Raw genomic sequence first — 26,897 nt, 5'->3', positions numbered from 1 at the left:
TCACGGGGACTTCGAGGGGAGCCGCACTAGTGTGAAGAACCCGGATAAATGCAACAAACTAATAATAATGAGGTTTGACCTCACGAATTTTTATATTAAATCGTCAGGCGTCGCGCCGTGCTTCCAGGCCACGGATCCGGCGCGGGTGCCCCCGCCCGATCGGTCTCAGTGAGGCGAGCCCACAGCAGCGCTCATCGAACCGCCCCCTGCCCGAACTCCGCGTCGGCCGACCAGTCCGGTAACAGCGACGTCACCACCACCCGGTTACGCCCTTCGTTCTTCGCCCGGTAGAGTGCGGCATCGGATGCCGCCAGCAGTTGCTCGATGCTCAATCGACCGTCGCTCTCGGCCACAGCCACGCCAATGCTCATGGTCACCGGCAAAGCGACCCCTTCCGGGATCCGCACCGCCGCCTGGACCACCGTCAGGCGAATTCGCTCGGCGATCGCGGCCAGCTCCTCGGCGGAGTGACCGTCGATCAGGATGGCGAACTCCTCACCGCCGAGGCGACCCAGCAGGTCGCCCGTCCGCAGGCAGTGCTGGATACGACTGGCCACCGACACCAGTACCGCGTCGCCGGCCGCATGGCCATGGGTGTCGTTGATCGCCTTGAAATGGTCCAGGTCGATCATCATCACCCCCACGGGCGAACCGCCACTGCGCAGCTGCTGCCGCGCCCGTTCCATGAAGTCAAGACGGTTGCTCACACCGGTCAGGCCGTCACGCGCGGCCATGTGCTTGAGGGTGGCGAGCAGGCTGTTGTTGCTCTGCATCAGCAAGGACAACATGATCGGCCCCGGCACGATCAGGAACACGCCGAGGCGCAGGGAAATCATCGCCTCGGCGTTGAAAGGCAGGGAGTTCGAATAGCTCACCAGCATCCAGGCGCTGGTCAGCAGGGTCAGGGTCGCGGTGGCGAAGGTGGAGTAGCTCACGGCGCACCACAGCAGGGCCGGCACCGGGAAGGCGATGGCCCCGGGCCCACCGATGAGCTGCGCCCCGACACAGGACACCATCAGGAGCAGGACCGGCAGCAGGTTGGCGCGATAGGCGGGGGTGGTCATGTAGCGCACCACACGCCGACACAGGTCCGGCAAGGCCGGAGCCGTGAGCAGCACCGGCAGGATGCCGATGTAGTTGGCGAACTCGGTCACGAACCAGAAGAGGTAGCCAATCAGCACACCGTCATCGAACAGCACCGGATTGATCAGCCCTCCGACCATGCCGGAAGCCGCCGCGCCACAGGCGCAAGCGCAGGCCAGATGGAGCACCGCCAGGGGTTGGTGAATGCCGATGAGCCCCCGGGTAAGCCGAAGGTACGCCGCGCGAATGGCCGCCACCCCGACCAGGTTGGCGAGCGTCAGTAAGCCGGCCTTCAGCGGATAGGAGCCGGTGATCAGGTCGGCGGAAAGAAAGCCGAGCGTCGCCACCAGCCAGCCAAACAGGGTCGAGGACGCCGGGATCCGCAGCAGGACACCCGCCATGATGGCGTTGGCCAGCCAGAACGACGCCAGATGGTTCTCCATCCGGGTCAGGATGCCCAGCAGGCTGCCCATGAACACCAGCGCCCCCAGCGTCAGCCCCGCCCCGAGCGGCCCCTGGATGGGATGCCAGATACTGCTTGAATCGTTGTTCTTCTTGTTCTCACTCATTGACTTACCGGGAAACCGCTCCGTGTTCCGACACCCTGGCGTGCCGGCTGATTCAACAACAAAACCCGCGCCCTCAACCACCTCGAGGCCCCTCCGGCGGCGTCGAGCGCCGGAAAAAGCCGATGAGCGGACACGGCCAAGGCCCCTCATGCCCTTGGACAAGGGCTGCTTGCTGCGTCTGCCCCGAGGGATTGCGGCTATTCCATATCGCTATGGCCTGCATCGTACTGTTGTATTAGTTGCCGCGAAGTTCGCTTGGCTAGCATCGGCGCAGTTGTCCTGCCGATGAGAACAATAAATGAACCTAGGAAAGATCATCAGTCGGAGCGCGCTCTACTGGCCCGACCATGAAGCCGTTGTCGACAGCCGCCAGCGGATCACCTTCGCGCAATTGGAGGCCCGCACCAACCGCCTGGCATCCGGCCTCCAGGCCCTCGGCCTGGCGCGCGGCGCCCATGTGGCGATACTCGCCTTCAACCGCGTCGAACTGGTGGAGGCCGAAGTCGCCTTCTACAAGGCCGGCATGGTCAAGGTGCCGATCAACGCCCGCCTCTCCCTGGACGAGGTCGTCCAGGTGCTGGAAGACTCACGGAGCCAGGCGGTGGTGACCGATGGCCGCTTCGCCGCCGCCCTCCAGGCCCGCCGGGGCGAGGTCCCGCAGCTGCGCTGGATCATCTCCCTCGACGAGGAAAGCGCCGACATCCGCTACCCCGAGGTGCTGGCACGAGGCAGCGAGGCACCGGTGAACTGCGACCCCGACGACGACGAGCTGGCGGTGCTGCACTACACCTCCGGCAGCTCCGGCGTGCTCAAGGCCGCCATGCTCAGCTTCGGCAACCGCAAGGCGCTGATCCGCAAGAGCATCGCCAGCCCCACCCGCCGGGCGGCACCCGGCGACATCATGGCCCACGTCGGCCCCATCACCCATGCCAGCGGCATGCAGATCATGCCGCTGCTGGCGGTGGGCGCCTGCAACCTGCTGCTGGACCGCTACGACGACCGCCTGCTGCTGGAAACCATCCAGCGCGAGCGGGTCACTCGCCTGTTCCTGGTGCCGGCCATGATCAACCGCCTGGTCAACGTGCCGGAGGTCGAGCGCTACGACCTCTCCAGCCTGCGCCTGGTGATGTACGGCGCCGCGCCCATGGCGCCGGCCCTGGTCAAGCGCGCCATCGAGGTGTTCGGCCCCATCCTCGCCCAGGGCTACGGCGCCGGGGAAACCTGCTCCCTGGTGACGGTGCTCACCGAGCAGGACCACCTGATCGAAGGCGACGACCACAGCCGCCTGGCCTCCTGCGGCCGCTGCTACTTCGAGACCGACCTGCGGGTGGTGAACGAGGACTTCGAGGACGTGCGCCCCGGCGAAGTCGGCGAGATCGTGGTCAAGGGCCCGGACATCATGAAGGGCTACTGGCAGGCCCCGGAGCTGACCGCCGAGGTGATGCGCGACGGCTACTACCTCACCGGCGACCTGGCCAGGGTGGACGAACGCGGGTACCTGTTCATCGTCGACCGCAAGAAGGAAATGATCATTTCCGGTGGCTTCAACATCTACCCCACCGAGGTGGAGCAGGTGCTCTACAGCCTGCCCCAGGTCTTCGAGGCCGCTGTGGTGGGCGTGCCGGACGAGCAATGGGGCGAAGCGGTGCGCGCCGTGGTGGTGCTCAAGCCGGGTGAAAGCCTCAGCGCCGACGCCATCATCGAACACTGCGGGCGTTCCCTCGCGGGCTTCAAGAAGCCCCGCGCAGTGGACTTCGTCAAGGAACTGCCGAAGAACCCCAACGGCAAGGTCGTGCGCCGCCTGATCCGCGAAGCGTACTGGCAGAACAGCGAACGACGGATCTGAGGGAGACAGGCACATGCTCAAGCCAAGCGACAAGGCCCGCACCATCATCGACGGCATCAACGCATTCGTCCGCGACGAACTCGACCCGCTGGTGCAGCGCGAAGGCATCGTCTGGGGCCAGCCGATCGCCCGTCCCCTGCTGCGGGACATCTGGAAGCGCTCCTGCGAGCTGGGCTTCTACAACGCCCTGCTGCCGGAGCACCTGGGTGGCGCCGGACTCAGCGTCGCCGAGCTCTGCGCGGTGAAGGAAGCGGCCGTGCTGACCGGCTCGCCGCTGGCGCCCCACGTGCTGGGCGAGCTCTCCGGCCCGCCCCGCATCGGCCACCTGTTCCGCGTGGCCAGCGAGCATCAGGTGGAGGCCTTCCTGCGTCCGGTGTGCCAGGCGGAAAAATCCGTCTGTTTCGCCCTGACCGAGGCGGAAGCCGGCTCCGACGCCACCGCCATCCGCACCGAGGCCCGCCGCGACGGCGACCACTATCTGCTGAACGGAGCCAAACGCTACATTTCCGGCGCGCCCTACGCCGACCTGGCCATTCTGCTGGCGGTGACCGGTCCGGGTCGCGGTCCGCAGGGCATCTCGGCGTTCTTCATTGACCTGCACAGCGAAGGCGTGCGGGTGGAAAGCGACTACTCGGTGATGTCCGGCGGCGGCGCCCACGGCAACATCATCCTGGACGACGTCCGGGTGCCGGTGGAGAACCGCCTCGGCGACGAGGGCGCCGGCTTCAAGCTGGCCATGGGTCGCATCACCCTCAACCGCCTGCTGCACTGTCCCACCATGCTCGGCATGGCGGGCCTGGCGCTGAACCTGTCGATCGAACATGCCCGCACGCGCAAGCAGTTCGGCCAGCCCATCGCGATGTTCCAGTCCATCAACCACATGCTCGCGGACATGGCCACCGAGCTCCACGCCGCGCGCAGCATGATGTTCGCCACGGCGCTCAGCAACGATGCGGGCGGCGACATCAAGGTGCAGGCGTCCATGTGCAAGCTCTACGCCTCGGAAACCGCCTTCCGCATCGCGGATCGGGCCGTGCAGATCCACGGCGGGTCCGGCCTGGTGGCGGGGCATCCCGTCGAATGGCTGTTCCGCGCCACCCGCATGATGCGCATCCTGACCGGCACCAGCGAGATCCAGCGCAACACCATCGCCAAAGGCATCCTGATGCCGGACTGAGGGGCTCCCGACGCCCCAGTGCCCGTCCGGCGAGGGAAGCCGGACGGGTCTTCGATAACGACAACAAGAGCATTCCCATGACCCAAGACGACACTGCCTTCCGCCCGGCCAGCGCCTGGACCATCGCGGTCCTGCTGGCCTTCATGATGCTGGTCAACTTCCTCGACAAGGTGGTGATCGGCCTGGTCGCCGTTCCCATGACCCAGGAACTGGACCTCACCCCCACCGAATTCGGCCTGATCGGCGGCGCGCTGCACTGGCTGTTCGCCGTGTCCGCCGTGGTCGGCGGCTTCCTCGCCAACCGCCGACCCACCCGCAGCCTGCTGCTGGGCATGGGCCTGTTCTGGGCGCTGATCCAGTTGCCCATGCTGTTCGCCAGCTCGCTGTGGATGATCGTCGCCTGCCGCGTGCTGCTGGGCATCGGCGAGGGTCCCGCGTCGCCGGTGGCCACCCACGCCCTCTACAAGTGGTTCCCCGACAACCGCCGCAGCCTGCCGGTGGCCCTGCTGCATTCCGGCAGCGCCATGGGCCTGCTGGTGGCCGGCGCCATGATTCCCTGGATCAGCCTGCATTACGGCTGGCGCACCAACTTCGTCGTGCTGGCGGCCATCGGCCTGGTCTGGTGCGTGCTCTGGTGGTTGCTGGGCCGCGAAGGCACCCTCGACAACCTGCGATCCGGCCAGGTCGCCCCGGACGCCCACCGCGTGCCCTACCGTCGCCTGCTCACCGATGGCAGCGTGCTGGGCAACTACGCCTGCCATTTCGCCGCCAACTGGTCCCTGGCACTGACCCTGACCTGGGTGCCCAGCTACCTGGAAATCGGCCTGGGCATCGACCCGCTGAACACCGGCCGGATGTTCGTCCTCTTCGTCCTGGTGACCACGCCCCTCAGCCTGTTCATGGCCTGGCTGTCCCAGCGCCTGTTGCGCCGGGGCCTGCCATCGCGCCTGGCCCGGGGCGCCTTCGTGTCGGTGTGCCTGATGGCCGGCGGGCTGTTCTCCGCCTCGCTGATGCTCACCGAGCTGTCGGTCGTCACCCGCATCATCGCCCTCACCCTGAGCGGCGGCCTGGCCCTGGTGATGTACTCGGTGGGGCCGGCGATGCTGGCCGAGTTCACCCCCAGCAGCCAGCGTGGCGGCATCCTCGCCATCGGCAACGCGGTGGCGTCCCTGGCCGGGCTCTCGGCGCCGGTGGTCACCGGACTGCTGGTCCACGGCGCTGGCGCGGGGCACCCCGAGGGTTATGCCCAGGGCTTCCTGGCTTGCGGCATCGTGATGGTGGTGGCCGGACTGCTCGGACTGGTGACCATGGATCCGCAACGCTCCCGCCAACGCCTGGCTCAGGACGAAACGCCGGCGCTCGCCTCCAGGGCCTGAGCCCCCTCCTCCACACTCCGCTCGATCAGGCTGCCGCGCCAGCGGTCCTCCCGCACCGCGTCCAGCAGGATCGAGCGCACCAGGTCATGCATGCAGGAGGCCGCGAACGACAGCGGCTTGTGGACCGAGTGGGCGATGGACACCGTGCGGGTAATGCGTGGCTCCACCACCAGCCGGGCGGCGGTGGGCTCGAACAGTTCCATCAGTGGCGGCCAGTTGCAGATGGTCGCCGCCAGCCCGCTGCGCACCAGGCTGGCGATCCCCGGCGCTGACTGCTGCTCATAGGCCACATTCAGCGTGACCCCCGCCTCCATCGCCGCCTGCTCGATGCGACGCCGCAGGTGCAGCGCCCGTGGCGCCACCACCAGGCGCGTGGCGGCGGCCTCCGCCAGGGTGATGGGCGCGTCCTTCTCCGCCTCGCTGGCCGCCCCCACCCAATAGAGGTCCTCGGTGAAGATGGGCTCGGCCGCCACGTGCTCCAGTTCCTCGGCATTGGGCACCACGCCGAAATCCACCTTGCCCAGTTCGATGGCCTGTCCCCCTTCGCGGGTCAGGCCGTCGCACACCGTCAGGGTGATGCCGGGGAACTTCTCCGTGGCCCGCGAGATGATTTCCGGCAGCAGCAGCGCCGAGGCGCTGGCCGGAATCGAGATGGACACATGCCCGCGCGGGTCGCCCCGCGTGGAGGTCAGCTCGTCCTTCACCGAGTCCAGCTTCTGCACCACCGAACGCGCCACTTCGTAGAGCCGTCGTCCCGCGTCGGTCAACGCTACGCCATCGTGCTGGCGCTCCAGCAACTGAATCTCCAGCTCGCTTTCCAGCAGGCCGATCTGTCGGCTCAGCGCCGGTTGCGCAATGAAGGAGCGGCGCGCGGCGGCGGAGAAGCTTCCCGCTTCGGCGATGGCGATCAGGTAGCGGAGCTGCTTGAGGGTCATGGGGATCTCGCTGGCTATGCCGAAGTGATATGGCAACTATCGGAAGACACTATTTGTGGGCATTCCGGGGCGCCCCTAGTATCGCTGAAACAGCAGTTAGAAGGGAGTATCCGCAACTTCACCCCATTACGCAGAACAATAAGTAACGGGCATCCAGCACCCTGTTTCCGGGTCGACTTCCATTCTGCCGAATAGTGTCGATATGTCGCTCAAGCGGCCGGGATTGCTATTGCCTGGATATACCTGAACTTATTGTGCCTGCGCCTTGAACCTGGTTCTCACTCAAAAACAAAGAGGATAACGAGTGATGAGATTCAATATGCGCGGCATTATTCGCCCGCCATTTCTACTATTGCCCCTGAGTTGCCTGGCAAGTCATGCACTGGCGGTCAATTTCCAACTTGGCGGAATCGAGGGCCAGCTGGATTCGTCGCTATCCATCGGCACCAGCCTCTCCACCGCCAACCCCGATCCCAAGCAGCTGAACAGCGCGACCAGCGATGATGGCCGGCGCAACTTCCGTTCAGGCGACGCCTTCTCCGGCCTCTTCAAGGGCACCCATGACCTGCAACTGAGCCAGGGCGATATCGGTATCTTCCTGCGGGGCAGCTACTGGTACGACTATGTCCTGCGCGACCGCGATCAGCGCTTCAAGGATGTGGAGGACAACAACCGCAAGCGCTCGGCGAAGTCCGCCGGCACCGAATTGCTGGATGCCTTCGTCTATTACAACTACGCCATTGCCGACCAGCCGGGCTCCGTGCGCCTGGGCAAGCAGGTGGTGAACTGGGGCGAGAGCACCTTCATCCAGGGCGGCCTCAACGTGGTCAACCCCTTCAACCTCTCGGCGCTGCGCCGTCCGGGTTCCGAGGTGAAGGAAGGGCTGGTGCCGGTGAACATGTTCTACGTCTCGCAGAACCTCAGCGAGTCCCTCTCCGGCGACTTCTTCTACCAACTGGATTGGGAACAGACGCAGTTGGACAACTGCGGCACCTTCTTCTCCAGCAACGACTTCCTCGCCGACGGCTGCGATGGCCTGGACGTGGGCAGCGTGCTGACCGGCAATCCCGCGGCGGTCGCAGGCCTGACGCCCTTCGGCGTCAACCTCACCGACGAAGGCATCCGCATCCCCCGGACCGGCGACGCGGACGCCCGAAACGGTGGCCAGTGGGGCCTGTCCCTGCGCTGGTTCGCCGCCAGCCTGGATACCGAATTCGGCGCCTACGTGGCCAACTACCACAGCCGCCTGCCCTACCTGGGCACCGTCAGCAGCCCCTACTACGGCAACACCGACTTCGCGCCGTCGCTCTGCGCGAACCTGGGCGTGCCCCTGGCCAACTGCCGCGCCTTCCTCGGCAGCGCCAACGGCCAGAGCCTGGCTGGCGCCTTGCGCCTGGGTACCTCCCAGTACCTGGCCCAGTACCCGGAAGACATCCGCCTCTACGGCCTGTCCTTCTCCACCAACCTGGCCACCGGCACCGCCCTGCAGGGCGAGATCAGCTACCGGCCGAACCTGCCGATCCAGCTCAATGGGACCGACATCATCCAGTCGCTGCTGAACAGTCCGGCGCGTTCACCGCTGGTGGCCGGGGACATCCGCCCCGACACCGACAGCACCCTGTTCAACGGCTACCGGCGCAAGGAAGTCACCCAGGCCCAGGTCACCGCCACCCATTCCTTCGCCCAGGTGCTGGGCGCGGACCAGCTGGTGGTCGTGGGCGAGGTGGGCGGCACCTGGGTCGGCGGCCTGGAAGGCACCTTCGGTCCGCGCTACGGCCGCAGCGGCACCTATGGCAGCGGCATCCTCGCCAGCGGCGCCTGTGCCACCCTGTCCAGGACGCCGGAGCACTGCAATGACAAGGGCTTTCTCACACGCTTCTCCTGGGGCTACCGGATGCGCGCCAACCTGAGCTACCCCAACGCCATCGCAGGCATCGACCTGCGCCCCAACCTCTCGTGGCAGCACGACGTGGACGGCAACGGCCCCGGCGAGGGCTCGGCCTTCAGCGAAGGCTCGAAGGCCATCAGCGTCGGCCTCGACGCCTCCTTCAACAACACCTACAACGCCAGCCTGGCGTACACCGACTACATCGACGGCGACTATGGCACGCGCGGCGACCGCGACTACCTGTCCATCAGCCTGGGCGTCACCTTCTAAGCGGAGTTCCTCATGAACAACACCCCTAGCCTGCTGCGTGGCGGCGCGCTCTTCTGCACCCTGTTGCTGTCCGGCCAGTGCCTGGCGGCGGTATCCCCGGAAGAAGCCGCAGCGCTCAACGCCGGCCTCACCCCCATCGGCGCCGAACGTGCCGGCAGCCCCGACGGCCGCATTCCCGCCTGGGATGGCGGCCTCAAACCGGCCGCGCCCAAGCTGTCGGCCAATGGCACGCCGGTGGACCCCTTCGCCGGCGAGAAGCCCCTGTTCACCATCGATGCCAGCAACTACACGCAGTATCAGGAGCAGTTGAGCCCCGGGCAGATCGCCCTGCTTGAACGCTTCCCCGCCAGCTTCCGCCTGCCCGTCTACCCCAGCCATCGCCCGGTAGCGGTGCCCGACGCGGTGCGCGAATCCGCCGCACGCAACGCCGTCAGCGCCCACCTGGTGAACGATGGCAACGGCGTGGAAGGCTTCGCCGGCACCCTCGCCTTCCCGATTTCCCGGAACGGCCTGGAAGTGCTGTGGAATCACCTGACCCGCAATCGCAATCCCAGCTTCCGACTGACCACCGACAGCGCCGCCCCCCAGAAGGACGGCGCCTACACCGTCATGACCACCCAGCAGTACTTCACCCGGCGCGACGCCGTGAAGGGCATGGCACCGGACCAGGCGCGCAACATCCTCTACTACTACAGCCACCTGCTCACCGCGCCGTCGCGCATGGTGGGTGAAGTGGTGCTGGTGCACGAGACCCTGGACCAGGTCGCCGAGCCGCGCCTGTCCTGGGTCTACAGCGCCGGCCAGCGCCGGGTGAGACGCGCGCCGACCCTCGCCTACGACACCGCCGGCCCCACCACCGCCGGCCTGCGCACCGCCGACAGTCGCGACATGTTCAACGGCGCACCCGACCGCTATGACTGGAAGCTGGTGGGCAAGAGGACCCTCTACGTGCCCTACAACAGCTACCGCCTGGCCTCACCGGACCTGAGCTACGACAGCCTGCTGCTGCCTGGCCATATCAACCCGGACGCCACCCGCTACGAACTGCATCGCGTCTGGGAGGTGGTCGCCACCCTCAAGCCCGGCATGCGCCACATCTACAGCAAGCGCCACTACTTCGTCGACGAAGACACCTGGGCCATCCTCGAGGCCGATCACTACGACAACCGTGGCGAGCTCTGGCGCGTCGGCGAGGCCCACAGCTTCTACCACTTCACCGGCCAGGCGGCGGTCAACGCCATGGAGATCACCTACGACCTGAACAACGGCCGATACCTGGCCTCCGGCCTGACCAGCGAGCAGCGCAATCCCTTCGACTTCAGCTACCAGGCCAGCGCCTCCGACTATTCGCCCGGAGCCCTGCGCAGCAAGGGCCTGCGCTGATACACTGCCTCACCGCCGCGCCGTCCGGCCGGCGGTTTCCCCAATCGTCGAGTCACCATGGATACGCCTACCCCCCGCAAAACGCTGGGCCAGCGCCTGCTTGGCGGCAACGAGCCCGACCCCCGTTTCACCCTGGCCAACGAACGCACCTTCCTGGCCTGGATACGCACCTCGCTGGCCCTGCTGGGCGGCGGCATCGCCGTGGAGACCTTCGCCGGCGATGCGTTCGAACCCTCCATGCGCCTGGGCATCACCCTCAGCCTGCTCAGCCTGAGCCTGCTGGTCAGCGCGGGCGCGGGGTTGCGCTGGCTGTCGGTGGAGCGTGCCCTGCGTCACGGCCGCGCCCTGCCCCTGCCGACGCTGGTCCCGCTGCTGGCGATGGGCTGCTGCCTGGCCGCCTTCATCCTCGCCGGCCTGTTCTGGCCCAACTGAAATGCCCCAGCCCCTCACCGACCCCGGCCTGCAGGCCGAGCGCACGGAACTGGCCTGGCGCCGTACCCAGATTGCCCTGGTGGTGATCGCCTGCCTGGCGCTGCGCGGCCAATCGCCGGTACTGATGGGCCTCGCACTGCTCACCGCCGGCCTGCTGTGGATCAGCCAGGGAGGACGCTACCGCTTGAGCCTGGCCATGCTGCGAAACGAAAGCGGCGACTCGCGGCCGCTGCAGATCCTCGGCACCAGCGTCGCCCTGGTGGTGATGGCGCTGATCGGCATGGCCAAGGCGCTGGCGACCCTCTAGAGACGTAATCCCAGCCGGATGTCGCCGCTCAGTGGGAGATCCTGGCCAACCGCCCCCTGCTCCGGCTGAGCGTCCCAGCCCGCAGCCTACTGCTGGTCCAGGGCTAGAGGACGCACCAGGGGTTTCATGGCAGCACCGCCTTGGCCTGCTCGACCAGCCCACCGGTCTTGCGCAGGTAGTCCAGCATGGTCTGCATGCGCTGCTCTTCTTCTGCGGCAAGCAGGGCCTGTCGCTGCTCCGCCACCACCTGGCCGATGGCGCGGGTCGGCTGGAGAATCTTCTCCGCTCCCGGTAGGAAAGGCACCGGCTTGCCGCTGACGGTGTTGATCACCTGGTAGCCGATGCTCCCCGCCGCCAGGGTGCCGGCCAGTCCCGTCCAGCCATGCTTGCGAATGGCGTAGGCGCCGCCCAGCAACACCGCGACGCCGACGACACGCCCGGCGATCACGACCGGTGTGACGCGCTTGTTGGTCTGTGTGCCGAAATACACCATGCGATAGCGGAAATAGTCGCCCCACATCTCCCGCGCACCGATCGTGCTGTGCAGGAACCAGGCACGCGAGTCATGCACCTGATCGTCGAACAGCGCCACCAGCGCCGCCCGTGCGGGGTGGTCGGTGAGCTCGAAACGGCCTTTGAAGGGCTCCGCGAACAGCTCCCGCGCCCGCGCCTCGCCCTCCGCCTTGAGCCGTTGGAACTCGGCGAGCTCATCGTCGTCATTGAGCAGCAACACCGTATCGCCCACCAACACATCGAGCAGGAAGCCGCCGAGGCCGGTCTGCTCGCGCCAGCGCTCCGTATAGTCATGCTCGAACTCGGTGGCGGCCTCGCGGATCTGCTGCCGGTCCAGCACCGGCTCGTAGTCCGGCTCGTCTACGAGCCTCACATCGGGATTGCCACGGGCAGCCTGGCGTTTCTTTCGAAGCTCATCCCTGCGCGCCGCGAGGGCCTCCCGCTCCTGCACCTGCTCCTCCGCACTGGTTTGCCTGGCCTCGCCGTAGAAAGGCCGGCTGGCATAGCTGCCCCGGGCGAAGCGCTCGATACGCCAGCCGGTGAGCCAGGCCAACTGCTCGGCCATCAGGGTGTCCAGGTCCTGCCCGGCCTGCTGCGGTTCGTGGCTAGAGGACTCGGCGGGCGTCGCCTCCGACAGGCCCAGGGTGGCGCTACGCCAGGCGTTGAAGCGGTGGACTAGACCCGGTGTGATATCGAACTCTTCTTTAGTTTCGAGCGACATCTGTCGTGCCGGCTTTATCTGCCTCAGCTCCTCCGGCACCACCGCTTCCGGCACCGCCAAGGGGGCTCCCGCAGCGAAGGCCGCGGCATAGAGATCATGCAGGGCAATCTGCGAGAGCAGCTCGGCCTGCCCATCCCGGGCCTTGCCCTGGGCGCCCGGCGGGTAGCCGCCCCCCACGTCCGAGTGCACGCCGGGGTAGAGCACTTCACGGGCATAGGGTGGGTAGTGCCCCGCTTCGGTGCGGATCGAGTCCAGCGGGAAGCACAGGCGCTGCTCGTGGGCGGCGACGAAATGCCGGCAGTCCTTGATCCACCCTGGAAAGCGCTCGGCGCAGGGCAAGGGCAAGTTGCCGTCGGCCCAGTCCATATGCCCGGAGGCGAAGGGCGCGGCATGGGCACTGCCCACCGAAGCCACGGTGTCCATCAGGCCGAGGAACTCGATGCGCAGCGGAATGCCCAGCAGGCTCCGCTCCGGCTGGTCCGCCCCCTCGGGCGTATCGAACAGCTCGCTGAGCCAGGTGACGAAGGTGCGCGCCTCCGCCGCCCCACGGGAAAAACCGTAGACGAACAGCTTGATCGCCACCACCGTCGGCTGGGCCTTGCCCACCCGCTGGCGCAGCGGCTCGAGCAACTCCATCATCGCCGCACGCCGGCAGGCGCGACCCAGGCCGGTCAATGGCCAGGCAGTGGCCATCTTCTTCAGTTGGGCCTGGGCTTGCGGCAGCTTGAGCCCCTTCTTGTCGTTCAGTGCAAACATCAAGGCATCGGCCAATCGCAGCAGGCCCCAGTTGATGCGGTCCTCCCCACGAAAGCCGAACGCCATTCCTCTTGTGCCGAACTCCAGCTCGCCGATTTCCGGAAAAGGCGTGCCCACGCCAGGGATGTAGTAACGGAAGTAGCCGCAGTCCTGCTCCAGCAACGAGGCATGGTAAAGACAGGCGATATTGGTGGGGTGCGGAGGCTTCGCCTTGCGGGTGTCATATTCCTCGTTGTTGTTGGTGCCATCGAAGAACAGGCTGATATGCAGGCTATGGGCGCAGGTGGAGGCCCCCGGCCCTCCCTGGGCGGCATTCAGGCACCGGCGATGGGCCAGCTCCTCGGCCACCTGCTTGCGGTGGTTGGCGCGTACTGCGCTTGGATTACCGGGCAAACGCCCCGCCAAGGGGAAAACCGCCGGGACATGTGCCCAGGCATGAGTGTTCACTTCGGACATTCGGCAGGCTCCTTCATTTCCAGAGGTTCCTTGATCGGGCTATTGGGCGAGGGGTAGCGCCAACATGAAGTCGTGACCTTGACCTGATGGCAGGGAAAAAAATGCACCTCCAGCGCACACAGGCCCTCTTCTTCATAGGGTGGCAAGGGAACGCTGGCGGTGTGATGCTCGTAGTTAGCCTTGTGCTTGACCATAAACTTACGAAACTCATCAGTACCTAATGGCGGTGACTTGGCATAAGGATCAGGATCGGTTTCCCACTCAACCTTCATCATCAAACCCGGTCGCCATTCGCGGGGCAGCATCACGCAGCAGGCGCCGCCTCCGTATCCGTAAGGGCTCGCATTACCTCCGCCATAACCGTTTACCGAAAAGTGATTGATAGCGGCAGAGGTATGGTTGACCGCCCACAAGTCCCCTCCCAGATATTCAGACTCCCCTAGCGAACAACCCGCCAAACTTAAGAACAACACCCCCCATAACCACTTGAGCTCACACGCAGCCCTCATCTCCAATCCCTCGCAGGGATATTCCAGTGACAAATGAAAACCGCCTGATGCCAGGGGACTTCATTTATTTCCGGAACAACCACCTTATGAACTATTACTCCGGACATACCGCAGGCTCCTTCATTTCCAGAGGTTCCTTGATTGGATTTTTAGGCGAACCGTAACCCCAGCAAGCCGTGGTGAGCTTGACTTGGTGGCAAGGCAAGAAATGCACTTCCAGAGCGCATAGGCCTTGTTCATAGGGTGGCAAGGGAACGCTGGTGATGTGTTGTTGATAATTAGCAGCGTGCTTGGCGTAGGCCGCGGAGTACTCATCAGTACCCAATGGTGGTAGCCGCGCATCAGGATTCGGATCGGTTTCCCACTCAACCTTCATCATCAAACCCGGCCGCCATTCGCGGGGCAGCATCACGCAGCAGGCGCCGCCTCCGTATCCGTAAGGGCTCGCATTACCTCCGCCATAACCGTTTACCGAAAAGTGATTGATAGCGGCAGAGGTATGGTTGACCGCCCACAAGTCCCCTCCCAGATATTCAGACTCCCCTAGCGAACAACCCGCCAAACTTAAGAAAAACACCCCCAGCAACCACTTTGGTTCACACGCAGCCCTCATTTCCAATCCCTTGCATAGATATTCCAGTTGCAAATGAAAGCTGCCTTCTGAAAAAGGCTTCCATTCTCAAAATCAATAAACCCACGCCTATATTCATCCTTGGCCAAGTAACTTGAATCCCTGACTTGAATTAGCTTCCAAGCCTCCGAAATAGCCTTCCTGTTCTGCTTAGCGAGCCAGGTGGGAGCAGGCGTCGAACCATTGCACCTGCGTGTTTTCCGGCATTCGCTCTCTTGCCAGTCCAAGCAATTGCTGGGCATCGCTGAGGCTGCCCAGGCGGAATTACTGTTCATTGGTCGGGGCGATTGCTGACAGTGGCTCTGCTCGACGATCTCGGGCACCGAGAGGTGCTGGTAGATGCGGTACTGGCGGCCCCGTCCGAGCAGGGCCAGGCGCGGCTCCAGGGTGAGTGGGTAACGGGCTTCGTCGTTGGAGCCGGAGAGGCGGCGATAGCCGGTCTTCATGCCGTGCGGGGTGCGCAGGGGTTGCGCGGGGGGCAGGTTCAGGCCGAAGAAGGGGCGGATTTCAGCGAGCATGTTCAGGCCTCGCCAGGGGGGAATCGCACTGGAAGCTGTTGGATGCCATGACCACTCCAGATGGCTCCCGGACGGGAGCGCGGATGGGTTCGATCGAGCTGGAATTCATGGTCACAAGCGGCTTGAGCGCCGAACGGCAGCGGTGAATTCCACTTCGTGCCTTGGGTGTGCCGTGGGGACGGCAACAGCAACCGCCGGCTTCGGCGCTGGGAGCGAGATGCCGGCGGGACGGCGGTTATCTAGGCCGATAACGCTTGGGTGGGGAAATCAGAGGAATCTGGAAAGGCGCTCGAAACGTCTGAGTGCTGGACGATTTTTACCGACCGCTTACCTTGTCGTGGCCTGTCATGCGCCTCTCTGACGTTTTTTGGGGCCGTTTGGAAGAATGTGGGGCTCGACAGGAGCCCCAGACAAACTGATGAGTCGGTACGCCTATTCTCGGGCAGTGGTGCCCTGGGGCACGACAGGTTGGAGGGCGCCGCGCCTTATGGCTCGACGAGGTTGAACTGCGGATTGGCCTCGTCCAGGCCGCCCAGGAGCTTGAGCAGGCTGATCCGCCCCGACTCGAACTCGATGCCGCCCAGGGTGGCTTCCTTGAGGAATCCGGTTTCCTTCAGGGCGATCCGATCCAGCAGGGCCTTGGTCATGCTCAGGTCCACCTCGGCCTCGGGGTGGCGCATGCCCTTGCGGTAGGTGAGCACGCCGTTGCGCACCGTCAGGGCGTAGTCCTCGCCCAGGTCGCTGAAGCGCCAGTTGATGCGCAGGTCCTCCCCGGCGGCCTTCATGGCATCGATGCGCACCGCCAGGTAGTCGAAGAACATGCTGGGCGTCAGCGCACGGACCAGGTCCGGGGCGCCGTTGCGGCCACCCGCCCGGGTCACGCCCTGGCGCAGTTCCTGGGCGCCGCTCAAGTAGATGTTGCGCCAGGTGGCGTTCTCGCTCTGGTAACCCAGCTGCTCCAGGGTGTCGGCCTGCAGCTGGCGCGCCGCCTGGTTGGCGGGTTCGGCGAAGACCAGGTGGTTGAGCAGTTGCGCCGCCCAGCGGTACTCCCCGGTGGCGAAGGCCTTGCGCGCGCTGGCCAGCACGGCCTCGGCGCCGCCCATGGCCTCGACGTAGCGTTTGCCGGCCGCTTCCGGCGGCAGCGGGTCGAGGTTGGCCGGATTGCCGTCGTAGAAGCCCATGTAGCGCTGGTAGACGGCCCGCACGTTATGGCTGAGGGAGCCGTAGTAGTCGCGGCTGTACCACTTGCCCGCCAGGCGCGGCGGCAAGGACGTCAGTTGCGCGGCGATCTCGGTGGGGCCGAGGCCCTGGTTGATCAGCCGCAGGGTCTGGCTGTCGAGGAAGGCGTACATATCGCGCTGGTCCGCCAGGTACTCGCGGATTTCCGCGCCGCCCCAGGTCGGCCAGTGGTGCTGGGCGAAGAGCACCTCGGCCTGGTCGCCGTAGCGCACCAGCGCCTCGTCCAGGTAGTGGGCCCAGACCTTGGCATCGCGCACCAGCGCGCCACGCAGGGTGAGCACGTTGTGCTGGGTGTGGGTCGCGTTCTCGGCCATGCACAGGGTCTTGAACTGCGGGAAGTACAGGTTCATCTCCGCCGGCGCCTCGGTGCCGGGGGTGAGCTGGAACTCGATCTCCACGCCATCGAGGCTGTGCCTCTCCAGCGGCTTGGCGATCAGTTGGGTCGGCGCGATCAGGGTCACCGTGGCGTTGACCGGGGTGCTCTTGCCCAGCCCGGCGTCCACCTGGCCCCGCTCGCCCCGGGGCAGCAACGAGCCGTACATGTACTGGGCGCGGCGCATCATCGCCGGCCCCGCCAGCACGTTTTCGCTGACGGCGTGCTCGTAGAAGCCTTCCGGGGCGATCACCCGGACCTTGCCGGCCTTCACGTCCGCCTCGTCGATCACCCCCCGCACGCCCCCGAAATGGTCCACGTGGGAATGGCTGTAGATCACCGCCAGCACTGGCTTGCGCGGGCGGTGGCGGTAGTAGCTCTCCAGTCCGGCACGGGCCGTTTCGGTGCTGATCAGCGGGTCGATCAGGATCAGTCCGCTGTCGCCCTCGATGATGGTCATGTTCGACAGGTCCAGCCCGCGCACCTGGTAGATCCGCTCGCGCACCTGGAACAGGCCGGCGATGTTGTTCAACTGGCCGATGCGCCAGAGGCTGGGATTCACGCTGGCCGGTGCCTGGTTGCCGTCGAGGAAGTTGTAGGCGGTGCGGTCCCACACCGGCTTGCCCTCGGCATTGTGGATCACCCCGTCGAAGGGCTCGATCAGGCCACGGCGGGCATGCTCGAAGTCCGCCTGGTCGGCGAACGGCAGGCGCGTGAGCCAGGACTGGTTGAGGGACTGGGTGAACTCGGTAGCCGGTTTAGGCGCGGCGGGCTGGTCGGCATGGGCGCCGCCGGAAAGCAGGAGCGCCAGGGCGATGGCGCTTAGGCGGAAACTGGGCATAAGGAGGCTCGTTCTGGTCTTGTTGGAATAGTCGGACACGCGGTCCCACAACGACTCTAGGGATGCCCGCCCCCCAAGGCCAATACCAGAGCCGCATGCCGGCCATAGCGGACCGTGATGCCCCGCCTCAGTGCGCCGAAGGCCACCAGCCCGCCGGTCCAGCGCCCGCTGGCATGAACTGCGGCAGGAAGGTGATGCAGAACACGCCGACCCTGGGGGTGAGCTGGTTGGCCAGGACGCCCTGCAAGCAGGCGCTTGCCGGCCCGCAGTCCGGATTACTCGTAGTAGAGGGTGAGATAGCCCAGGATATTGATCTCGCCGGGCGTCACCTCCGGTTCTATCTGGTAGTAGCGGGCGACCAGGGGGATCGGCATGCTGCCGCCCACCGCTCCCGTGTTGCCGAATGCCGTCTTCCGCCCCAGCACGACAGCGCCATCATCGCCATAGGCCTTGAGTAACTGCACCCCGATGCCCCTGGCCATCCCCGCGCCCTGGGTGTTCTTCAGCACGGCGCCCTCTCCCTCATAAAGGCCGCTGATCGTGTAGGAGACACGCACCTCGGGATCGCAGTTCAGCGGGATCCTGAACGCTTTCGGTGTGCTGGTAGAACCCACTCCCGTGAAGTCGCGGATCGGCGCCGGATCCAGCTTGACGTTGATGTTGCCGACACCCCCATCGCCACCCAGACGGCAACTGCGGGCATTCACCACCACCATGCTGGGCGTGAAGATCAGCTCGTTGGTCAGCTCGTTGTCGTAGTAGATCCTCGCGGGGGCGGCGGTAAGCACGCCGCTTTCCGGGCTGGGCTTGGTCTTGATCAACTGTATCCACCAGCGCTGGGCCGGGGTGTAGTGATTCACGCCAATCGCACGGCGGTTGCGTGGGTACTGCATGATTTCCGCCGCATTGGGGCTCGAGGGGAGATCTTTGAGGCTATTGGCCCAGGCAACCTTGATGCCGATGCCATCCAGGCTGGTGGTGTAGACCCCGCTCATGCCGGGCACCTTGGTGGTCGATGTGAATCCGGTCCCCATGTAATGCTGGAACAGTCCCCCACAGTTCACGTAGGCCTCCCCCGTGCCGACCCACCCCTGGGTGTCGTAGATCACGCCACCCACCGGCAAGTCGCGGGGCACACTGAGCGTGGCGGGAAAGACATGGCGGGTCTCGCCCTTGGTCCGCAGCTGGCATGCAAAGGTCTGGTAGCTCGAGACCAGGAACACCGTGCAGAGGATATAACGCATGCACCTGAACACCTTGTGCGCCCTTTAGTGACTGTCGAGGTAGAGCATGCTAGACGCGCACCAGGCCAAGGCGAGCTGGCATACGCCCCCTTTCCTGTAGTCACATGCTTACCGGCACGTGGGCCGTCACCCCACAGGGGACGACTGGAAACTTGCTACCCGTATTTGTGCGGGCCACAGCCCACGACTTTCCGGAAAGCGTCCTGTGCTCTGGACGGTTCTCCGATCGACGTCATGTCCAGCAGAAACGATCCAGCCGATAGGCGTCCAACCCGTCCACCGCCTGTCCCCGGGCCAGTCGGCCGATGTGCTCGGCGGTAATGGCCGCCTGGGTCAGCCCCAGGTGCTGGTGGCCGAAGGCAAGCAGGACGCGGCCTCCGCACGCCCGGTCGATGACGGGCAGCGAGTCCGGCAAGGAGGGTCGAAAGCCCATCCAGGGGCTGGCAGCTTCGGCATCCAGGTCGTGCCTGAAAAGGCCCTGGCTGAGTCGATGGAGCTGCCAGGCGCGCGCCATGTTCGCCGGCTTCTCCAGCCCGGCGAACTCGACGGTGCCGGCCAGGCGCAGGCCGCCCTCCATGGGCGTCATGATGAACTTGCGCTCGAAGGAGGTGACGGCAAAGGGCAGCCGCCCATGCTCCCGGGGCAGCATCAGGTGATAGCCGCGCTCGGTGTCCAGTGGCGTCCGCGTGCCGGTGAGCCGTTCGGTCATCGCCGCGGAGTGGGCACCGCAGGCAATCAGCACCTGGCGCGCCCGCACGCTGCCGCTGCCCAGGCGCAGTGCGACGCCGTCCGGCAGCAGCTGTCCATCGATGACCCGCTGCCGGTGGAACGCCACCCCCAGCGCCTCGGCGGCGTCCAGCAATGCGCACACCACCCGGTGGGGGTCGATGAAGTGCCCGGTGGCGGGAAAGAACAACCCACCGAGTATCCGCTCGCTCAACTGCGGCGCGGCGGCCTGCACGGCGCCGGCTTCCCAGTACTCCACCGGCACGCCCTGCCCGCCCATCCGCGCCTGCAGGGCCAGCAGCGCCTCGCGCGACTCGGGGCGTTCGAAGGCCAGCAGGGAGCCGTCCTCCTTCAACAGGCCGGCATGCCCGATGGACTGCAGCAGCCGCTGCCAGGCCGCCAGGCTTGCATCGTTGAGCGCGCGAAGCCCGGCGACGGTGCGCTGAAACGGCGCCGGCCGCAGGTTGAGCAGCAGGCGGATGAACCAGGGCATCGCACGCGGCAGGTAGGTCCAGTCCAGCCGCAGCGGGCCCATGGGATCGAGGAGCATGGCGGGCAGGCGCTTGAGGATCGACAGGTCGGCGATGGGGAAGACCTGCTCGGTGGCCAGGTGCCCGGCGTTGCCGAAGGAAGCGCCCTGCCCCGGTCCTTCCGGGTCGAACACCTGCACCCGCTTGCCCTGTCGCGCCAGGTCCAGCGCACAGGCCATGCCGATGACACCGGCGCCCACCACGGCCACGTCGATCTCGGCCGTTCGTTCAGACTGGGAACGGCTCATGGCTCAGGCCTCCCGCTCGCCGTCGATCAACCGCTTGAGGCCCAGGGGATTGGCCTGCCGCAGCGCGGCGGGCAGCAGCCCATCGGGGAAACCCTGGTAGCAGACCGGCCGCAGGAAGCGGTGGATGGCAGCGGTGCCGACCGAGGTGGCGCGCGTGTCCGAAGTGGCCGGGAACGGGCCGCCGTGAACCATGGCGTCGCACACTTCGACGCCCGTGGGCCAGCCATTGACCAGCACGCGGCCAGCCTTGAGCTCCAGGGTCGGCAGCAGGGCTCGGGCGCTGTCGAGGTCGCCATCCTCCAGGTGCAGGGTCGCGGTGAGCTGGCCTTCGAGCCGCTCGGCGAGCTGGCGGAACTGACCCTCATCGCGGCACCGCACCACCAGTCCGGCCGCGCCGAAGATTTCGCCGTGCAGCGCCGGGTCGGCCAGGAAGGATTCGGCATCGGTGACGAACAACCGGGCCTGGCAGCGGTTGGGGCCGTCGCCCGGCAGCCCGGCGGCCAGGAGCCGCACCTGGGGATGCTGGGCCAGCGCGTCCACGCCCACCGCGAATGCCTGGAAGATGCCGGGCGTGAGCATGGTCTGCGCGGGGCACTGCCGCAGGTGCCCGGCCGCCGCCGCGAGAAAGGCGTCGAGCGCCTCGCCCTCGCGGGCGATCAGCAGGCCCGGGTTGGTGCAGAACTGGCCGGCACCCTGGGTCAGGGACGCGACGTAGCCCTCGGCGAGGACCTCTAACCGCGCCTGCAAGGCGTTGGAGAAAAGGAATACCGGATTGATCGAGCTCATCTCCGCGTACACCGGAATGGGTTCGGGACGCGCCTGGGCCGCGCGACACAGGGCCAGGCCGCCGCTGCGCGAGCCGGTGAAACCCACGGCCTTGATGCGCGGATCGATGACCAGGGCGAGGCCCACCTCCCGACCGGCGCCGAACAGGAGCGAGAACACCCCCTCGGGCATCCGGCAGCGCGTGGCCGCGCGCACCACGGCGCGGCCCACCCATTCGCTGGTACCGGGATGAGCGCTGTGGGCCTTGACCACCACGGGGCAACCCGCTGCGAGCGCGGACGCGGTATCACCGCCGGCCACGGAGAAAGCCAGGGGAAAGTTGCTGGCGCCGAACACCGCCACCGGCCCCAGTGGGATCCGCCGCTGGCGCAGGTCGGGTCGTGCCTGGGGCTGGCGTTCGGGCAGCGCCGGATCGATACGCACGTCCAGCCACTCACCGGCCCGCAGGGTGCGGGCGAAGGTCCGGAGCTGCTGGCAGGTACGGCCCCGCTCGCCCTGGATACGGGGCTGCGGAAGGCCGGTTTCGGCCATGGCGCGTTCGATCAGGGCATCCCCCAGGGCCTCGATCTCCTCGGCGATGGCCTCGAGGAAGCCTGCCCGGGTTTCCGGGGCGGTTTCGCGGTAGGCGTCGAAGGCGGCCCAGGCCAGCGCGCAGGCCTGGGCGACCTGGGCCTCGCTGCCGCCGGGATAGGCGGGTTCGAGGAGATTGCCAGTGGCGGGATGTACGGCGCGGATCGCGTCGCGATCACCGGTAACGGCCTGCCGGCCGATCAGCATGTTGCCTGTCAGGTTCATGGTGCGTCCTGCGTCGAGGGAAAGGTGACTGCGGAGCGGGACGGCTCCGCAGCGGGGCGAGGCCGGCGGTCAGGCCAGGTTGTGCTCGGCCGACCAGTTGGCATACCACTGGCGGAACAGCCCGTACTGCTGCTCGGCATAGCGGCGCTGGGAGTCGCTGAGGGCGTCGCTCTCGTTGAAGTGCAGGCGGTACTCGCGGTCGCCGTTGAGCACCATCAGGTACTTGTAGAAGAGCACCAGGTCGCAGCCCTCGTCGAAGGACGAGAGCACGTCCAGCGCCGCGCTCAGCTCCAGGGCCAGGCGGCGTGCGCGGGCATCGCCGGTGGCGGCCTGGCGGCTCAGCGCCACCAGTTGCAGCACCTCGCGGGGCAGCACGTTGCCGATGCCGGTGATGGTGCCGGTGGCGTTGCAGTTGACGTAGCCGTGGAACACCTGGGTGTCGACCCCGGCCATCAGGATCACCTCGTCATCGTGGGAGGTGATGTGCTCGGCGGCGTAGCGCATGGCGTCGGCGCCGCCGAACTCCTTGAAGCCGATCAGGTTGCGGTGTTGCCCGCGCAGTTCGAAGAACAGGTCGGCGCGGGTGGAGAAGCTGTAGTAGGGGCTGTTGTAGATGACCGAGGGCAGCTCCGCCGCCGCCTGGAGCACGGCGGAGAAATGCGCCTTCTGCGCTGCCGGAGAGGCCGCGCGGGACAGCAGGCGCGGAATCACCATCAGGCCATGGGCGCCGACCTTGGCGGCATGGGCGGCGTGGGACACCGCCTCGCGGGTGTTCACCGCGCCGGTGCCGACGATGGTGGGCACGCCGGCCTTCACCAGGCGCGCCACGCCCTCCTGGCGCTGGGCCTCGCTGAGCAACGGCCAGTCGCCCATGGAACCGCAGTAGACCACGGCGCTCATGCCGGCCTGGATCAGTTCACGCCCCTTGGCCACCAGGGCGTCGTAGTCCGGCTGGCGCGCGTCGGTGCAGGGGGTCATGAGGGCGGGGATGCAGCCACGGAAGATGTCGATGTTCATGTTGTCGCTCCTTGAGCAGGGATTCAGGGTTCGGGAAAACGGGGCTCAGATGCCCCAGGCGAAGGGGTCCTGCTCGTCGATGAGCAGGGTGCTGTCGGCGGTGAGGTGGGCACGGCCGGTGATGAAGGGGCGGATGCGCTCGCCTTCCCACTGGTAGTGCCCCTCGAAGCGGCTGCCGGTGATGCTGGCCTGGACCCAGCGCTGGCCGGGGGCGAGCTTGCCGTCCGCCGCCAGGCAGGCCAGCTTGGCGCTGGTGCCGGTGCCGCAGGGGGAGCGGTCGTAGGCCTTGCCGGGGCACATGACGAAGTTGCGGCTGTCGGCCTCGGGGTCCTCGGCGAACAGCTCAACGTGGTCGATCAGCGCCCCGCCCTCGCCGTGGATGCCCTGGGCCTCCAGGGCCCGCAGCATGGCCCAGGTGTACGCGGTGAGGGCTTCGACGTTGTCCAGGTCCAGGCGCTGGCCATGGTCGTTCACCAGGAAGAACCAGTTGCCGCCCCAGGCGATGTCGCCGTGGACCACGCCATGCCCGGGCACCTCCACCGGTACCTGGCGGCGGTAGCGGTAGGCCGGCACGTTGCCCAGGGTGACGCGGCCGTCCTCATGGAGAGTGGCGCTGACGGTGCCCACCGGCGTGTCGATGCGGTGCTCGCCGGGGGCCATCAGCCCCAGGTGCTGGAGGGACGCCACCAGGCCGAGGGTGCCGTGGCCGCACATGCCGAGGTAGCCGGCGTTGTTGAAGAAGATCACCCCGCAGGTGGCGCCGGGCGACACCGGCGGGCGGTACAGCGCGCCCACCAGCACGTCGTTGCCACGCGGTTCCAGCAGGCAGGCGCGGCGCCAGTGGTCGTGCCGCTCGCGCAGGCTGTCGCGCTGCTCGGCCAGGGTGCTGCCTTCCAGTTCGGGAAAGCCGTCCATCACCAGGCGCGTGGGTTCGCCGCCGGTGTGGGAATCGATGACATGGATGCGCTTCATGGGGCTGCTCCGTCAGGTCGGGGAATGGGGGTCGTCGATCAGGCGCTGGATGTCGTCCAGCAGCGTCCGGCCGACCCAGACGCCCTCCCGCTCGCTGCGCTGGCGGGCGGCGAAGCGGCGTTGCGACGGCAGCCGCGCGCCCTGCCCGGTGATGGCGGCGAACAGCGCCTCGGCCCGTTGTCGTCCGGCGTCCAGTTCGTTGCCGAGGAAGCGCGCCGGGTCGAAGGCCAGCACCAGTTCGCCATGGCAGGGCGTGGCGCCGGCCCCGCCGTCGAAGGCCAGGGACTCGGCGCTGGTCAGGTCGCCGATCAGCGCGCCGGCCATGAGTTCGATCATCGCCGCCAGGGCCGAGCCCTTGTGGCCGCCGAAGGTCTGCATGGCGCCCTCCAGCACGGCCCGGGCATCGGTGCTGGGCCGGCCTTCGGCGTCCAGGCCCCAACCCAGTGGAATCGGCTTGCCCTGGCGCGCGTGCAGCTCGATGTCGCCCCGGGCGATGGCGCTGGTGGCGAAGTCGAAGACGAAGGGCTCCTGGCCCTCTCGCGGCCAGGAAAACGCCAGCGGGTTGGTGCCGAACACGCCCCTGCGGCCGCCCTCCGGCGCCACCCAGGCGTGGCTGGGGGTCATGGCCATCCCCACCAGACCCTGGGCGGCTATGGCTTCCACCTCCGGCCACAGCGCGGAGAAGTGGAAGCAATTGCGGATCACCAGGGCGGCCATGCCCAGCTCGCGGGCCTGCTCCACCAGCAGCGGGAGCCCGGTCTGGAAGGCCAGCAGCGAGTAGCCTCGCTGCGCATCGACGCGGACGATGGCCGGCGCCGGGCGGCTCACGCTGGGCCGCGCCACGGGGTCCACCTTGCCGGAGCGCAGCGAATGCACGCACACCAGCACCCGGTACAGGCCGTGGGAATGGCATTCGTCGCGCTGCCCCTGGGTGATGGTGTCGGCGATGGCACGGGCGTGGTCCTCGCCCATGCCGTTGACGGTCAGGGCACGCAGTGCGAGGGCATGCACCTGCTCGAGGCTGAGGTTGATGAGATCGTTCATGGCCGTACTCCTTTCGGTCGGTCAGGACTAAGCCTGGTCAGGGAGCGCCACCGGGGACGGCGCTGCTTCCGCCTCGGTGCCCTCCTCGCTTTCATCCTCGCCGCCGAGGCGGATCAGCTCGGCCGGCACGCCGGTCGCCGCGCCCCAGTGGTAGATGCCCAGGGCGCAAACCGCCACGGCGAGGGTGTCGTAGGGATGGCCGAGCACGCCCAGGCCGCCGAAGCTGCCGAGCCAGGAGAGCAGCAGGGTCAGGGCGTAGAAGCCGATCAGCCAGGCGGACGAGCGCACCTGCTGGGCCAGGCTCAGGTGCTCGGTGGGCACGAAGCGGCGGCACAGGAGGTAGATCACGAACATCAGGATCTGCAGGCCCAGCAGCCAGGACACCGTGCCCCAGCCGGACCAGTAGACGATCAGCGCGGCGATGACGAAGGACAGCGGCCCCATCAGCCCCAGCCCCCGCACCCGGAACGGACGCGGCAGGTCCGGTGCGTTGCGGCGCAGGGCGGCGACCGTTACCGGCGCCACGGCGTAGCTCAGCACCAGGGCGGCGGAAACCACGTTGATCAGCGCTTCCCAGGAGGGAAACGGCAGCGTCCAGAACACCGACAGGGCGAAGGTCAGCCAGAGGGCCGGGCGCGGAATGCCGGACTGTTCGTCGATGCGTGTGAAGATCCGGAAGAAGGTGCCGGTCTTCGCCCAGCCATAGATCACCCGAGGGGTGGCGTTCATGTAGATGTTGCCGCAGCCGCTGGGCGAGACCACCGCGTCGGCCACCACCAGGTAGGCCAGCCAGCCCACCCCGAGCACCAGGGCGATGTCGCGGTACGGCAGGGCGAACTCCCTGGAGATGCCGGCCCAGCCGTTGGCCAGCAGCTCCGTAGGCACCGCCCCGAGGAAAGCGATCTGCAGCAGCACGTAGATGGCGGTGGAAAGCAGCACAGAAAGAATCAGCGCGATGGGGATGGTGCGCTGCGGATTCTTCACCTCGCTGGCCACCGAGATGATCGGCGTGAGCCCCAGGTAGGCGAAGATGATGCCGCCGGCCGACACCGCCATCTCGATACCCGAAAGGCCGAAGGGCGCGAAGCCCTGGACCTCGAAGTTAGCCGGCTTGAAGAAGGTGAAGAGCACGCCGATGACCAGCAGCGGCACGATGAACTTGAACACGCTGACCAGGTTGTTGGCCCGGGCGAAGGTCTTCACGCTGCGGTAGTTGAGCCAGAAGAACAGGCACAGCAGGCCGAACTGCACCAGCCAGCCGAGTACCGTCGGGTCGCTGGAGCCCGCCTCGGTCAGCCCCGGGAACCAGGCCGCCGCGTACTGGCGGGAAGCGACCACTTCGATCGCCACCAGGCTGGAAAAGGCGATCAGCGTGATGAAGCCCATCAGGTACCCCAGCAGCGGCCCGTGGGAGAACACCGGGTAGCGCACCACGCCACCGGCGCGCGGCAAGGCCGCTCCCAGCTCGCAGTAGATGATGCCCAGCAGCAGGACGGCGAAGCCGCCGAGGAACCAGGAGACGATTCCGGCCGGGCCGGCGATGGCGGAGACGTGGCTGGCCGCGAACAGCCAGCCGGAGCCGAAGATGGCCCCCAGGCCGATGAAGGTGAGGTCCGTCAATGAGAGCTGTTTCTTGAACTTTCCAGACATGGCGTAGCCTTCTTGTGCGTTATTGGTTGGGGCTGGAGAGGTCCCGCTGCCGCGCTGTGACC

20 protein-coding genes and 1 pseudogene are annotated in these 26,897 nt (G+C 66.8%); 7 read left to right on the top strand and 14 right to left on the bottom strand.

Annotation, left to right across the window (positions count from 1 at the left end):
- Positions 1–191: 191 nt before the first annotated feature.
- Complete coding sequence (locus KF707C_RS12735; protein ID WP_003447985.1) at positions 192–1,652, bottom strand: GGDEF domain-containing protein; 1,461 nt, start codon at positions 1,650–1,652, stop codon at positions 192–194.
- A 298-nt stretch (positions 1,653–1,950) separates the two neighbouring features.
- On the opposite strand from KF707C_RS12735, the gene KF707C_RS12730 reads away from it, so the two are divergent.
- From KF707C_RS12730 to KF707C_RS12720, 3 genes are all read left to right on the top strand, one after another.
- Positions 1,951–3,498, top strand: a complete 1,548-nt coding sequence (locus tag KF707C_RS12730) for an AMP-binding protein (protein ID WP_003447984.1) — start codon at positions 1,951–1,953, stop codon at positions 3,496–3,498.
- 13 nt (positions 3,499–3,511) lie between these two features.
- A complete protein-coding gene (locus KF707C_RS12725) occupies positions 3,512–4,675 on the top strand; it encodes an acyl-CoA dehydrogenase family protein (protein ID WP_003447983.1) in 1,164 nt (387 codons plus the stop codon).
- Positions 4,676–4,752: 77 nt separating this feature from the next.
- Positions 4,753–6,051, top strand: coding sequence for an MFS transporter (locus KF707C_RS12720; RefSeq protein ID WP_003447982.1), 1,299 nt, complete (start codon positions 4,753–4,755; stop codon positions 6,049–6,051).
- On the opposite strand, the gene KF707C_RS12715 is transcribed toward KF707C_RS12720, so the two are convergent.
- The gene (locus KF707C_RS12715; RefSeq protein WP_003447981.1) at positions 6,015–6,986 is read right to left on the bottom strand and encodes a LysR family transcriptional regulator; all 972 of its coding nucleotides are present in this window, start codon (positions 6,984–6,986) and stop codon (positions 6,015–6,017) included. The genes KF707C_RS12720 and KF707C_RS12715 overlap by 37 nt on opposite strands.
- A 307-nt stretch (positions 6,987–7,293) precedes the next feature.
- On the opposite strand from KF707C_RS12715, the gene KF707C_RS12710 reads away from it, so the two are divergent.
- Genes KF707C_RS12710 through KF707C_RS12695 form a run of 4 tightly spaced genes read left to right on the top strand, consistent with a single transcriptional unit; the run spans position 7,294 to position 11,266 of the window.
- Positions 7,294–9,144 (top strand): DUF1302 domain-containing protein, encoded by a 1,851-nt coding sequence (locus tag KF707C_RS12710; protein WP_003447979.1) that lies wholly within the window; start codon positions 7,294–7,296, stop codon positions 9,142–9,144.
- 12 nt (positions 9,145–9,156) lie between these two features.
- Positions 9,157–10,527 (top strand): DUF1329 domain-containing protein, encoded by a 1,371-nt coding sequence (locus KF707C_RS12705; protein ID WP_003447977.1) that lies wholly within the window; start codon positions 9,157–9,159, stop codon positions 10,525–10,527.
- A 57-nt stretch (positions 10,528–10,584) separates the two neighbouring features.
- Positions 10,585–10,959: a YidH family protein gene (locus KF707C_RS12700; RefSeq protein WP_003447976.1), complete on the top strand. Its 375-nt coding sequence runs from the start codon at positions 10,585–10,587 to the stop codon at positions 10,957–10,959.
- Between the two features lies 1 nt (position 10,960).
- A complete protein-coding gene (locus KF707C_RS12695; RefSeq protein WP_003447975.1) occupies positions 10,961–11,266 on the top strand; it encodes a DUF202 domain-containing protein in 306 nt (101 codons plus the stop codon).
- 124 nt (positions 11,267–11,390) lie between these two features.
- Here the strand turns inward: KF707C_RS12695 and KF707C_RS12690 are convergent, their stop codons facing one another.
- From KF707C_RS12690 to KF707C_RS12635, 12 genes and pseudogenes are all read right to left on the bottom strand, one after another.
- Positions 11,391–13,712 (bottom strand): T6SS phospholipase effector Tle1-like catalytic domain-containing protein, encoded by a 2,322-nt coding sequence (locus tag KF707C_RS12690; RefSeq protein ID WP_096368027.1) that lies wholly within the window; start codon positions 13,710–13,712, stop codon positions 11,391–11,393.
- Positions 13,700–14,221, bottom strand: a complete 522-nt coding sequence (locus tag KF707C_RS12685) for a DUF3304 domain-containing protein (RefSeq protein WP_096368026.1) — start codon at positions 14,219–14,221, stop codon at positions 13,700–13,702. The genes KF707C_RS12690 and KF707C_RS12685 overlap by 13 nt, the downstream gene beginning before the upstream one ends.
- Before the next feature lie 94 nt (positions 14,222–14,315).
- Positions 14,316–14,834 carry a DUF3304 domain-containing protein gene (locus KF707C_RS12680; protein WP_096368025.1) on the bottom strand — a complete coding sequence of 173 codons (519 nt, stop codon included), beginning with the start codon at positions 14,832–14,834 and terminating at the stop codon, positions 14,316–14,318.
- Positions 14,831–15,352 (bottom strand): annotated as a pseudogene (locus KF707C_RS12675) (contractile injection system protein, VgrG/Pvc8 family); the annotation flags it as partial. The pseudogene KF707C_RS12675 and the gene KF707C_RS12680, both read right to left, overlap by 4 nt.
- A 503-nt stretch (positions 15,353–15,855) precedes the next feature.
- Positions 15,856–17,823 (bottom strand): alkyl/aryl-sulfatase, encoded by a 1,968-nt coding sequence (locus tag KF707C_RS12670; RefSeq protein WP_003452080.1) that lies wholly within the window; start codon positions 17,821–17,823, stop codon positions 15,856–15,858.
- Between the two features lie 275 nt (positions 17,824–18,098).
- Positions 18,099–19,067 (bottom strand): fimbrial protein, encoded by a 969-nt coding sequence (locus KF707C_RS12665; RefSeq protein WP_003452084.1) that lies wholly within the window; start codon positions 19,065–19,067, stop codon positions 18,099–18,101.
- Between the two features lie 232 nt (positions 19,068–19,299).
- Positions 19,300–20,571, bottom strand: coding sequence for an NAD(P)/FAD-dependent oxidoreductase (locus KF707C_RS12660; protein WP_003452086.1), 1,272 nt, complete (start codon positions 20,569–20,571; stop codon positions 19,300–19,302).
- Positions 20,572–20,574: 3 nt separating this feature from the next.
- Complete coding sequence (locus tag KF707C_RS12655; RefSeq protein ID WP_003452088.1) at positions 20,575–22,152, bottom strand: aldehyde dehydrogenase (NADP(+)); 1,578 nt, start codon at positions 22,150–22,152, stop codon at positions 20,575–20,577.
- A 69-nt stretch (positions 22,153–22,221) separates the two neighbouring features.
- Positions 22,222–23,169: a dihydrodipicolinate synthase family protein gene (locus KF707C_RS12650; RefSeq protein WP_003452091.1), complete on the bottom strand. Its 948-nt coding sequence runs from the start codon at positions 23,167–23,169 to the stop codon at positions 22,222–22,224.
- A gap of 45 nt (positions 23,170–23,214) precedes the next feature.
- Complete coding sequence (locus tag KF707C_RS12645) at positions 23,215–24,141, bottom strand: 4-hydroxyproline epimerase (RefSeq protein ID WP_003452093.1); 927 nt, start codon at positions 24,139–24,141, stop codon at positions 23,215–23,217.
- Positions 24,142–24,153: 12 nt separating this feature from the next.
- Entirely contained in the window at positions 24,154–25,185 is a 1,032-nt protein-coding gene (locus KF707C_RS12640) for an Ldh family oxidoreductase (protein ID WP_003452095.1), read from the bottom strand.
- 27 nt (positions 25,186–25,212) lie between these two features.
- Positions 25,213–26,835 carry an APC family permease gene (locus KF707C_RS12635; RefSeq protein WP_003452097.1) on the bottom strand — a complete coding sequence of 541 codons (1,623 nt, stop codon included), beginning with the start codon at positions 26,833–26,835 and terminating at the stop codon, positions 25,213–25,215.
- Positions 26,836–26,897: the final 62 nt, after the last annotated feature.

This window comes from Pseudomonas furukawaii, assembly GCF_002355475.1.
Classification (GTDB): Bacteria; Pseudomonadota; Gammaproteobacteria; order Pseudomonadales; family Pseudomonadaceae; genus Metapseudomonas; species Metapseudomonas furukawaii.
Note: the sequence above shows the minus strand (reverse complement) of the source record. Positions and strands in the feature narration are given on the sequence as shown.